We start from the raw sequence: 11,781 nt of genomic DNA on the forward strand, positions 1-11,781 counted from the left end.
GTTATCGGAGAAGATGCGCGTTATAACAGAAAATTAGAGCGCGGTTCGATCTGATTCAATCAGATCGAACCGCGCTCTAAGAATGGCGCACACAACCATGTGTCCAGCGAAACGAAATTCACTATCGCGTTGGCGTAAACATGCCGTGGGCGACACGCCTACACTTCATTTTTCAGCGTTTCTTTCTGCGTAATCAGACGCGCTGAGTGCTGCCCCGAAATGAAGACCCAGAGCCAGCTGAGCGCCACCGCCAGACGGCTGCGCGTGCCAATGAGAAAATAGATATGGGCGAGGCCCCATATCCACCATGCAATCCAGCCTTTGAGCCGCAGCGACCCGAAATCGATGACGGCTGCACTTGGACCGATGGTGGCAAGGTTGCCAAGATGCTTGTAACGGAAGGAACCGGGCGCGGCATGATTGGCAAACCGCGCCTTGATCACCTTCGCCACATATTTGCCCTGCTGCTTGGCGGCAGGCGCAATGCCCGGCACTGGCTTTCCATCAGCGGTTTTGACCAGAGCCGTATCCCCGACGATAAAGATTTCGGGATGGCCCTTCACTGTCAGGTCCGGCTCGACCACGGCGCGCCCGGCGCGATCCTGTTCGGCGCCCACCCATTCAGCCGCTTTCGAAGCCTGCACACCCGCCGCCCAGATGACGGTGCGGCTCGCGACCTGTTCGTCACCGATGGAAATGCCCCTGGCATCGCAGGCAGTGACGGGCGTTCCGGTTCTGACCTCCACGCCCATTTTCGTCAGCGACTTCTCCGCATATTCCGAAAGCGACGGCGGGAAAACCGGCAGAATGCGCGGCCCGGCTTCAATGAGTATGATGCGGGCTGTGGATGTATCGATATTGCGGAATTCCTTGACCAAGGTGCGGTGGGCCAGTTCCGCAATGATCCCCGCCAGTTCCACGCCGGTCGGCCCGGCGCCGATGATGCTGAATGTCAACAGCGCTTTGCGAACTTCGGGATCGGCCTCCAGCTCGGCCTGTTCGAAAGCCAGCAGGAGACGGCGGCGAATAGTCGTCGCATCTTCCAGCGCCTTCAGGCCCGGTGCATAAGGCTCCCATTCGTCGCGTCCGAAATAAGCGTGCCGCGCACCGGTCGCAAGCACAAGCGTGTCATAATCAACGGCGTGCCCATCGCGGAGATGCACCTTGCGCGCCTGCGTGTCCACGCCCGTCACTTCAGCCAGCAGGGTGGAAACCTCTTCGCGATTGCGAAAGACGGAGCGGATCGGCCAGGCGATTTCCGATGTTGCAAGAACAGTCGTCGCGACCTGATAGAGCAAGGGCTGGAAAAGATGATGGTTTCTGCGATCGATGATCGTGATCGATGTATCCGGACTTTGCAGATCTTTCGCCAGCTGCAAACCCGCAAAACCGCCGCCGACAATCACTACGCGATGCTGAGCCAATTCGCTTTTCCTTTCGCCGCCTGCATCCTGTCGAGGACTCACCATACACGCGAGCGCTTGCTCTGCCTTTCAAAAACCATCGCAAGCGTGGGGGATGTCCGCTCCATGTAATAAGTAGCGCCGCGCGGAAAAGTCAGCCCGCAACCGATGCTCGGATGCGGGCTTTTAAAAGGGCGCGCGGGCTGGCTTCAGCGCAGCAGATAGGCAGGTATTTTGGGATCGAAGCCGACAATGCGCTGCCCTTCGGCAAAGGCTGCGCGCAGCGTCTCGCGAAGCGACAGGCGCGCCTGCATGGCCGCCGCTGGATCTGTCGCAAGCAGCTGGTCGATATCGCCGGGAAATTCGACGCGACGAATATCGGCGGGAAATTCAGGCGCCTGCCCTTTGGAACGGGCTTCGACACGCGGATCGTCCAAGTGCCAGTCGGCTACGATGCGATCCGACGGAAGGCCCGCATTGATGCCGACCATCGGACCATAATAGTCGATGTGATAGGTGGACGACGTGGCGCCAAGGCTTGCAATATTCAACCCGGCATTGACCGCGCGAATGGGATCATAGGTCCAGCGCACATGGGTCACGCCGCGCGCAAGGCACCAGTCACGCTGGAACCACTTCATGCGCGCACCAAGCTTCAGGCCCCGCGCTTCCGGCAAAACCGCCAGACGATGCGAATGCTGGATGCCCGGTGTCGCAGTCGGGAAACCGAAGATGAAACCCAGCATCTTCTCACCATCGAAGGCACCGGCGACAAGCCCGCCTTCATGCTGGATAGCAAGCAACAGATCGGAGGCATCGACAGGATCGTCGTCGCCCCAGACAAGCCGCTGCACAGTTTCCGAATCCTTCATCTCGGCCAGCGATGCGAGTTCGCGGATGACTATTTCGCTCATGCTGCGAATTCCTCGCGATGGTTCGTCACCGTATCGAGGAAGGCGCGGTCGAGCGTCACACCAATACCCGGGCCGTTTTTCGGCACAGCCATGCGGCCGTTTTCGGCTTCCAGCGGCTCATTGACAATGTCGCGCGGGAAATAGCGACTGGCGGACGAGGTATCCCCCGGCTTGGTGAAATTCACCAGCGTCGAAAGATGGATATTGTGCGCACGTCCAATGCCTGCCTCCAGCATGCCGCCGCACCATACAGGTACATCGAAAGCCGCGCAGACATCATGAATGGCCCGCGATGCGCTGTGGCCACCGACGCGCCCGACCTTGATGTTGATGACCCGGCAGGCACGCGCGACGAGCGCCTTGCGCGCATCGACCGAAGAGCGAATGCTTTCATCGAGACAAATGGCCGTCAGCAGTTTTTCCTGCACATGCACATGGTCGGTAATGTCGTCAAACGCCAACGGCTGCTCGATGTAATCGAGCGCGAATGCGTCCATGGCTTTCAAAAGCGGCAGGTCCGACAGGCGATAATCCGTATTGGCGTCAACGGTCAGCTTGGCGTCCGGGAAGCGGTCGCGCACGGCTTGCAGCATCGCCAGATCATGGCCGCGCTTGATCTTGAGCTTCACGCGCTTGTAACCGGCGTCGAGCGAAGCCGCGACGCGGTCAATCGTCGTTGGAATATCGGCGATGCCAAGGCTGACACCAACATCGATGGCATCGCGAACGCCACCAAGCGCAACGCTCAATGGCAGGTTCAGCGCTTTCGCCCACAAGTCCCACACGGCCATTTCGACCATGGCCTTGCTCATCCTGTGCCCGCGCCACGGATCGAGAATGGCGGCAAGATCAGCCGGACCGTTGAAACGCTTTCCAACAATCTGCGGCAGCAGCACATCGCGCAGGAATGAGAGCGAGCCGGAGATGGTTTCTTCGAGATAATCCGGCAAGGGGTCCATCACGCCTTCGGCATAGCCTTCAAGACCTTCCGCCTTCAGGGTGAGGATCGGTATCACCTTTTCAGTCATCGTGCCGGTGGAGATCACGAAAGGCACGAGCAGCGGCAACCGGATAACCCGTATTTCAGCCGCCTCGATTTTTAATCCGGCGAAAATTGGCGCTGTCTGCATCGGATACTCCATCCGTGGGTATGATTGATTACGTCAGATCGAAACGGTTCTAGAGCGGTTCCGATTAAAACGGAATCGTGGATCCGCTCAATCTATTTGTTTTACGCACTATCCTACGCATCGAAGCGGGATTAGAAATCAGTCCAGTGGACTGATTTCCCAGCGTAGGCGCTACGCACTTTTGCTGGAAATGCTCTAAATTCCCTGTTCGCTGGCAAAAGTCCAACAGATTCAGTTGGGACTTTCACTGATGTACTCACGAGAGTGTATCCAGTGGGAAAACCGGACGCCGCAGGCGCGAATAAGTGCGTCTCGAAAGATCCGGCGAACTCAACCCACCAGCATCGGTCACGATGATCTGCGCCGCAATCGGGCCGAAAGCCCCCTTGAAATGCTGCATCGACTTGACCGCAACAATTGCCTTTTCCTTCGGCTCGATACCGACAATCCGGAAGATGTTCTGATCGAGCATCTGCATCCGTTCGGAAACGATCATGATGTCGATCCCCTCCACGCGCAGGCACACGGATTTTCCGGTCGTTCCGGGCAGACCCGTAAACATCGGCCCTTCGAAAACGAAGCTGCCTTCGCTGATCGCCATGACACGGCCCGTCACCGTCAGCGGGCCACCGCCGACCGTTGGATCAGACTTGCCGCCAATCGTCACCGTGAGGGTCTCGCCCACTGCCTTGGCTGCAATCTCGGCCACCGCTTCGGGGTCCAGCAGCGCGCCAGCGGCGGCATCGGTCACACCGGCGTCCAGCATCGCCGCAATCAGCGCGGTGCAATCGCTATAAGCGCCCGAGCCGGGATTATCCGAGAAGTCCGCAACAACAATCGTGCCCTTGGCGCCGCGCGCCTCTTTCAATCGCGCGATGCACGCATCAAGAGGCATCGGCTGCGTCCACTGATCCTTATAGGACCAGATTTCATCACACATCTTGCCTGCAACATCGAAAGCGGCCTGCCGTTCAACACTTTTCGCATCGAAGGTGACAATAACACTTGGTCCCGCCGCCCAAACATCGGCATCGGTGAAACCGGCATTGATCGCCACATTGAGGATGCCCGGCTGCTGCATTTCGCGGTCCGCGCTTTCGAGCAGACGGCACATCGGGCCATTATCCGTCGTGCGACCGTCATCGCAACCGAGCAGCATTGGCGGGCGGGCGATGGCGAGAGCAGGTTCGATCTCGCCCTTCATCGCCCGATCCAGCAGCGAACAAGCCTCAACCCCAACCTCATTCATATCGACATGCGGATAGGTTCGGAATGAAACCGCGATCTGCGCCAGATCGGCCAGTTCGTCGAAAATATTCGCATGAAGATCGAGCGTGATGGCAATCGGTACATCATACCCAACCACCGAGCGGATTTCGCGCAGGAACTGGCTGTCGCCATCCTGATCCGTTTCCGTCACCATGGCACCATGCAGAGCGACGAAGATACCGTTGAACGGTCCGCATTCCTTCAACCGCCGCAGGCATTCGCCTGTGATTTCCAGACGTGCGCTTTCCAGCACCGCGCCATTCGGCTCCGCATGGGCGGCAGTAATATAAACAGGTGTCCATCCCTTTTCATCCGCGACCTTTATCGCGCCGCCGACCTCCGAGCCGGTGCCGCGGAAATTGGCCGGAATCTCATCACCCTTGAAATAGTGGGACGCACGGAAATCGCCAATACTCGTGCGATTTTTCGTGAAGGTATTACTTTCATTGATGAGTTCGATGATCGCAACGCGATAGGACACGGGATCGACCTTTCTTAGAGCGGTTCCGGTGAAAACGGAATCGTGGAACCGCTCTATCTATTTGTTTTTACGCATTATCCTACGCAAAACCGCTACGCACTTTTGCTGGAAATGCTCTATGTCGGCGAAGACCAGTCTGGATTGGTCGAGAATGTAACGGCTGAAGCATGATCGCGCCGCCGCAACCTTGCGCATGGCACAAGGCGGGCACCCGATCTGATGTGGTGCTTCAGATCAGGGCCCTTTCGGAACGAACTATTTTGCGAAGATTTCGCTGGCGAATTTCGGCTTTTCCCGAATGTCGAAGTCAAAATACTTGGCGCGGATCTTGTCGTAGGTGCCGTCCTGGATGATCTCTTCCAGCGCCTTGTTGACGCGCGCGCGCAGCTCCTCATCATCCTTGCGGAAGGCCATGCCAGCGCCCAATGTGCCATCGAGCAGGAACTCGTTACCGACAAACTCGCAGCAGCTCGCTCCCTTAGAAATCCAGTTGCTGAGCGCGAACTTGGATTCAAGCACGAGGTCCACGCGACCGTTTTCAATGTCGAGGAAAGCTTCTTCCAGCGTCGGATAGAGCTTCACCTCATTATCAGGGAAAAAGCGCTGCAAAACATCGACCGCGATAGAGCCGGTCTGGGTGCCTATGACCTTCCCCTTGGCGCTTTCCGGCGTCACGTCCTTCAGGCCAAGTTCCTTCAACGCAACAAACCGCATGGTATTGTAGTAGTAGGGATTGGAAAAATTGACCTGCTGCATGCGCGATTCCGTGATAGCCATCGACGACGCCATCACATCAAATTTCTTCGCCTGAAGAGCAGGAATAATCCCGCTCCATTCATTGGCGCTCCACACGCAATCCGCTTTCAGTTTCTCGCAGATCGCATCGCCGACGTCGATATCGAAGCCCTGCAGCTTCCCATTGGGATCGAGGTAATTGAACGGCGCATAAGCGCCCTCGGCTCCCATGCGGATTTCCTCGGCATAGGATGGGAAAGCACCGAACACGGCGACAACCGCTGCAATAATTCCCATTTTGGCGTGCTTATGCATGTTCCGATCTCCTGTTATTCGCCCTTGCCCGGCAATGTCTGATCCCAGAAAATCAGCGTCACCTGAGATCATCAGCCGGTGGGAATGCTCCCTTGGGCAGCTTTTATTGATTGACGATTATGCTTGTGCCCGCAGCCGATCAATGCAAAAGAACTATTCAATGTTATTAGAAAATTTAATGGGACTATGAATTCACGAGCCGGGCGGAGAAGACTTCCAAGCTTGAAAGCGTTGCGGGCTTTTGAAGCCGTGGCGCACTGCCAGAGCTTTACCGCTGCGGCGGAAGAGCTTGCGGTCAGCCAAGGCGCGGTCAGTCATCAGATCAAACTTCTCGAACAGGCCTTGGGCTGCCAGTTGCTTATTCGCGGGCCTCGTGGCGTGACCGTTACCGCAGAGGGCGCATTGCTGGCCGAAGTTTGTGGGCGTGCCCTTGACGAAATCGGTGCTGTGACGGCCCTTATCGGTCAGGACAACAGGGCGCAAATTCTCCGCGTCCGCGCCGGGCCTTTCTTCTCTATGGAAGTCATTGCCAGCCGCATTGCTGGATTCCTCAAACAGAACCCGGGTATACAGCTGCATCTGAACAATCTCGAGATCGATTCCATTGCGCATGACAGAGAAGACGCGCAGATCAAATATTGCCTGAACGCCCCTGCCGGTGCCTACAGCATCGACCTGTTGACCGAAAAGCTCGTTCCCGTCTGTAGCCCTTCTCTTCTCGAAGGCGTGGCAAACCCGGAAGACCTTCTCACAAACCCCGACATTCCGCGCCTACACTACCGCGACATGAGCGATTGGAAGCGATGGATATCGCACCACGGCATTGGTGATATAGCCGCAAACTCAAATCTGTTTTTCGACGACCAGCACACGCTTCTGGCGGCGGCGCGGTCGGGACAAGGCATTGGCTTTTCTCATCGACCGCTTCTCGAAAGCGACGTGCAGCGCGGCAGTCTCGGCATCGTATCGGAGAAATTCTTCCAGCCCAAGGAATCTTACAAGTTCATTTGCAGCCATGAGACCATTGCCTTAAACCATGCATTACAGCTCTTCCGCGACTGGCTGATGGCTGAGGTTTCGACGATCTGCTAGGCGGCACGACTTTTAAAGCATGTCGCTGTTAACCGGATTTGGGATTCCCGTTTGGCTTGATCTGTGATTCACTTGTCTCATGGAAGGAGATGCACCATGGGCAAGCCGCATCCGATTGAGTTGCGTGAGCGTGTCGTTGCGTTTGTGAATGAGGGCAATAGTCACCGGGAAGCCGCTCGGCATTTCCGTGTTTCGCCTCGGTTCGTCAACAACATGATGATCCTGTATCGGTCATCCGGCTGTCTGGCCGCCGCCAGGCAGGGCCACCCGCCTGGTAGTGTGAAGCTTTTGGCTCATGGTGATTGGGTCCGCGAGCAGATGTCCGCCCGTGGCGAAACGACTTTGGACGAACTGTGCGTTGCGCTCGCGGAGCGCGGTATTGAAGTCCACCGCGCCACGGTCGGGCGATTTCTACACCGACTTGGGCTGAGTAATAAAAAAAGCCTCAAGGCAAGCGAGCAGCGTAGACCAGAGATCGCCAAGGCGCGTGATCTTTGGATCAATCGCCGAAAGCGGTTCTTCAACAAGGCCTTGTCGCGTCTCATCTTTATCGATGAGACTTCCACGAATACGCGCCTGACAAAACGCACCGGATGGTCTGCCAAAGGCAGGCGCTTTGCCGCCTATGCGCCCTTCGGAAAATGGAAGACACAGACCTTCATTGCCGGACTGCGCTGCCATAGCCTGACCGCGCCATGGATCGTCGATGCACCGATGAACAGCCGCATCTTCGAAACCTGGATCGAGACACAGCTTGTGCCGACACTGTCAGCCGGTGATATAGTCATCCTCGACAATGTCGGCTTCCACAAAAGCCGGAAGGCTGAGCAACTGGTCAAGGCAAAGGGCGCTTGGTTTCTCTTCCTGCCGCCCTATTCGCCGGACCTGAACCCAATCGAAATGGCTTTCTCAAAACTCAAGGCACTTCTGAGAAAGCGAGCAGCACGCAGCTTCGACGCCATCTCAAAAGCACTTGGCGATATCATCAGTCTCTTCTCCATCAATGAATGCCAGAACTTCTTTAAGGCTGCTGGGTATGAGGCCGAATAAATGCGACAAGCTTTAGAACGCGCTTCCCTGGTCGCAATCTGCCCTCCCCTTCCTTTCACTCGCCCTTAAAACACCAAAAGCCCCGCAGTTTTATGCGGGGCTTTTGGTGTGATGATTTGGTTGCGGAGTCAGGCTAGCGCCGTTCGTCGTGGAATTGATTCGCTGGATTAATTCCTTGTCCTCCTCAGCCTTCAGGTTATGATGCAAGGGTGGAGACGTGACAGTGTGTTCAGGACGGGGCAGTTTTTCCGCCGGTGCGATCTGGTTTTGGAAGTGATTTAGGAAGTTTGGTTGCGGGGGCAGGATTTGAACCTGCGGCCTTCAGGTTATGAGCCTGACGAGCTACCGGGCTGCTCCACCCCGCGTTATTAAGTGCAGACCTCAATGGCCCGGGAGCGCAGTCAGGCGTAGCCTGATGAGGTGAGGCCGTTAAAAAATCGATTGAGTATCGATTTTAGGCCGAACGGGCTGCTCCGAGCCTGTCTCACTTATTTGTTGTAGTCGGTATTTTTGGCGATTATCGCATGTTTGGAGTGTTTTGTATGATTTGAGAAGATGTTTTGATTTGTGTGCTTGGCAGACCTGGCAGCGACCTACTCTCCCGCATCTTAAGATGAAGTACCATTGGCGCTGGAGCGTTTCACGGCCGAGTTCGGAATGGGATCGGGTGCAGCCGCTCCGCCATAACCACCAGGTCGGCGAAGAACACAAATTGAGAAGCTGGTTGTCTTTCGTGCTGATGGCATCAACGCTCTTATAGAGCACTGATAAACAATAAGCACGCGACTGCGTGCCGCCGGTTTTCCGGCGCCCTGTCCGGAGCGAAGCGGCTTTAGCCGCGACAGCGTGAGGACAGAAGTTAAAGCTGGTATTCGTCAAGCGAAGCTTGATGGATACAGATAATGGGAGTGATCAAGTCGATCGAGCTATTAGTACCGGTAAGCTGCATGCGTTGCCGCACTTCCACACCCGGCCTATCAACGTGGTGGTCTTCCACGGCTCTGATAGGGAATACTCGTTTTTAGGTGGGTTTCCCGCTTAGATGCCTTCAGCGGTTATCCCGTCCGTATATAGCTACCCTGCTATGCCGTTGGCACGACAACAGGTCCACCAGAGATACGTCCATCCCGGTCCTCTCGTACTAGGGACAGATCCTATCAATATTCCTACACCCACGGCAGATAGGGACCGAACTGTCTCACGACGTTCTGAACCCAACTCACGTACCGCTTTAAATGGCGAACAGCCATACCCTTGGGACCTGCTCCAGCCCCAGGATGCGATGAGTCGACATCGAGGTGCCAAACAACCCCGTCGATATGGACTCTTGGGGGTCATCAGCCTGTTATCCCCGGCGTACCTTTTATCCGTTGAGCGATGGCCCTTCCACGCGGGACCACCGGATCACTATGACCGACTTTCGTCTCTGCTCGACTTGTCAGTCTTGCAGTCAGGCAGGCTTATGCCATTGCACTCGACGAACGATTTCCGACCGTTCTGAGCCTACCATCGCGCGCCTCCGTTACTCTTTAGGAGGCGACCGCCCCAGTCAAACTACCCACCATACACGGTCCTGGACCCGGATAACGGGCCGCAGTTAGACATCCATATAGGCAAGGGTGGTATTTCAAGGATGACTCCACAATGGCTGGCGCCACTGCTTCAAAGTCTACCACCTATCCTACACATGCCGACACGAATGCCAGTGTAAAGCTATAGTAAAGGTGCACGGGGTCTTTCCGTCTAACCGCAGGAACCCCGCATCTTCACGGGGAATTCAATTTCACTGAGTCTGCGTTGGAGACAGCGGGGAAGTCGTTACGCCATTCGTGCAGGTCGGAACTTACCCGACAAGGAATTTCGCTACCTTAGGACCGTTATAGTTACGGCCGCCGTTTACTGGGGCTTCAATTCAATGCTTGCACATCTCCTCTTAACCTTCCAGCACCGGGCAGGCGTCAGACCCTATACGTCGTCTTGCGACTTCGCAGAGCCCTGTGTTTTTGGTAAACAGTCGCTACCCCCTGGTCTGTGCCACCCCCACAAAGTTGCCTTCATGGAGGTCACGCTTCTTCCGAAGTTACGCGTGCATTTTGCCGAGTTCCTTCAACGCAGTTCTCTCAAGCGCCTTGGTATTCTCTACCAGTCCACCAGTGTCGGTTTAGGGTACGGTCTATATGCAGGAGCTATTTCCTGGAACCGCTTCGCTGCAAGATCAATCCAATAAGACCTTACAACACACGCGATCCGTCACTACCTGCAGGCCCACGAATATTAACGTGGTTCCCATCGACTACGCCTTTCGGCCTCGCCTTAGGGGCCGGCTAACCCTGCTCAGATTAACTTTAAGCAGGAACCCTTGGACTTTCGGCGAGGGAGTCTCTCACTCCCTTTATCGTTACTCATGTCAGCATTCTCACTTCCGATACCTCCAGGATGTCTCACGACTGTCCCTTCACAGGCTTACGGAACGCTCCGCTACCACGCACATACGTGCATCCACAGCTTCGGTGTATGGCTTTAGCCCCGGTACATTTTCGGCGCAAAGACCCTTATTTAGACCAGTGAGCTGTTACGCTTTCTTTAAATGATGGCTGCTTCTAAGCCAACATCCTGGTTGTTTTGGGATCCTCACATCCTTTCCCACTTAGCCATAACTTAGGGACCTTAGATGGTGGTCAGGGTTGTTGCCCTCTTCACGACGGACGTTAGCACCCGCCGTGTGTCTGCCCAGTAGTACTCCCCGGTATTCGGAGTTTGATTAGGATCAGTAAGACGGTGAGTCCCCATAGCCCATTCAGTGCTCTACCCCGGGGGTATTCGCTGGACGCTCTACCTAAATAGATTTCGCGGAGAACCAGCTATCTCCAAGTTTGATTGGCCTTTCACCCCTAGCCACAAGTCATCCCGATCTATTGCAACAGATATGGGTTCGGTCCTCCAGTACGTGTTACCGTACCTTCAACCTGCTCATGGCTAGATCACTTGGTTTCGGGTCTAATCCGACGAACTGAACGCCCTGTTCAGACTCGCTTTCGCTGCGCCTACACCTACCGGCTTAAGCTTGCTCGTCAGACTAAGTCGCTGACCCATTATACAAAAGGTACGCTGTCACCCAGGACGAACCTTGGGCTCCAACTGTTTGTAGGCATTCGGTTTCAGGTACTATTTCACTCCCCTCGTCGGGGTGCTTTTCACCTTTCCCTCACGGTACTGGTTCGCTATCGGTCATGCACGAGTACTTAGGCTTGGATCGTGGTCGACCCATGTTCAGACAGGATTTCACGTGTCCCGCCCTACTCAAGGACTTAATTTCGTGTTGCGTGTACGGGGCTATCACCCACTTTAGCCAACTTTTCCAAGTTGTTCCACTTTACTCAATTAAGCCACTG

At 55.7% G+C, this 11,781-nt stretch carries 7 protein-coding genes, 1 tRNA gene and 2 rRNA genes (1 of these 10 cut by a window edge); 2 read left to right on the forward strand and 8 right to left on the reverse strand.

Annotation, left to right across the window (positions count from 1 at the left end; translation table 11 throughout):
- Positions 1-158: 158 nt before the first annotated feature.
- The 5 genes from QLQ11_RS15960 to QLQ11_RS15980 all read right to left on the reverse strand — a co-directional run bounded on the left by QLQ11_RS15960 (position 159) and on the right by QLQ11_RS15980 (position 6,247).
- The gene (locus QLQ11_RS15960; RefSeq protein WP_209445998.1) at positions 159-1,424 is read right to left on the reverse strand and encodes an NAD(P)/FAD-dependent oxidoreductase; all 1,266 of its coding nucleotides are present in this window, start codon (positions 1,422-1,424) and stop codon (positions 159-161) included.
- 188 nt (positions 1,425-1,612) lie between these two features.
- Positions 1,613-2,317 (reverse strand): GNAT family N-acetyltransferase, encoded by a 705-nt coding sequence (locus QLQ11_RS15965; RefSeq protein WP_109366995.1) that lies wholly within the window; start codon positions 2,315-2,317, stop codon positions 1,613-1,615.
- The gene (gene menC / locus QLQ11_RS15970) at positions 2,314-3,447 is read right to left on the reverse strand and encodes an o-succinylbenzoate synthase (protein WP_109366994.1); all 1,134 of its coding nucleotides are present in this window, start codon (positions 3,445-3,447) and stop codon (positions 2,314-2,316) included. The genes QLQ11_RS15965 and menC overlap by 4 nt, the downstream gene beginning before the upstream one ends.
- A 256-nt stretch (positions 3,448-3,703) precedes the next feature.
- Positions 3,704-5,197 (reverse strand): M81 family metallopeptidase, encoded by a 1,494-nt coding sequence (locus QLQ11_RS15975; protein WP_109366993.1) that lies wholly within the window; start codon positions 5,195-5,197, stop codon positions 3,704-3,706.
- Positions 5,198-5,452: 255 nt separating this feature from the next.
- Positions 5,453-6,247 (reverse strand): ABC transporter substrate-binding protein, encoded by a 795-nt coding sequence (locus QLQ11_RS15980; protein ID WP_235859018.1) that lies wholly within the window; start codon positions 6,245-6,247, stop codon positions 5,453-5,455.
- 123 nt (positions 6,248-6,370) lie between these two features.
- Between QLQ11_RS15980 and QLQ11_RS15985 the strand changes: the two genes are divergently transcribed.
- Both QLQ11_RS15985 and QLQ11_RS15990 read left to right on the forward strand, forming a co-directional pair.
- Entirely contained in the window at positions 6,371-7,339 is a 969-nt protein-coding gene (locus tag QLQ11_RS15985; RefSeq protein WP_283736219.1) for a LysR family transcriptional regulator, read from the forward strand.
- A 96-nt stretch (positions 7,340-7,435) separates the two neighbouring features.
- Positions 7,436-8,389, forward strand: coding sequence for an IS630 family transposase (locus QLQ11_RS15990; protein WP_283736220.1), 954 nt, complete (start codon positions 7,436-7,438; stop codon positions 8,387-8,389).
- Between the two features lie 288 nt (positions 8,390-8,677).
- Here the strand turns inward: QLQ11_RS15990 and QLQ11_RS15995 are convergent.
- From QLQ11_RS15995 to QLQ11_RS16005, 3 genes are all read right to left on the reverse strand, one after another.
- Positions 8,678-8,754: transfer RNA gene (locus QLQ11_RS15995), tRNA-Met, on the reverse strand.
- A 215-nt stretch (positions 8,755-8,969) separates the two neighbouring features.
- Positions 8,970-9,084: ribosomal RNA gene (gene rrf / locus QLQ11_RS16000) — 5S ribosomal RNA — on the reverse strand.
- A 213-nt stretch (positions 9,085-9,297) separates the two neighbouring features.
- Positions 9,298-11,781: ribosomal RNA gene (locus QLQ11_RS16005) — 23S ribosomal RNA — on the reverse strand; it runs 328 nt beyond the window's last position.

The organism is Ochrobactrum sp. SSR, from assembly GCF_030067775.1.
Classification (GTDB): domain Bacteria; phylum Pseudomonadota; class Alphaproteobacteria; order Rhizobiales; family Rhizobiaceae; genus Brucella; species Brucella teleogrylli.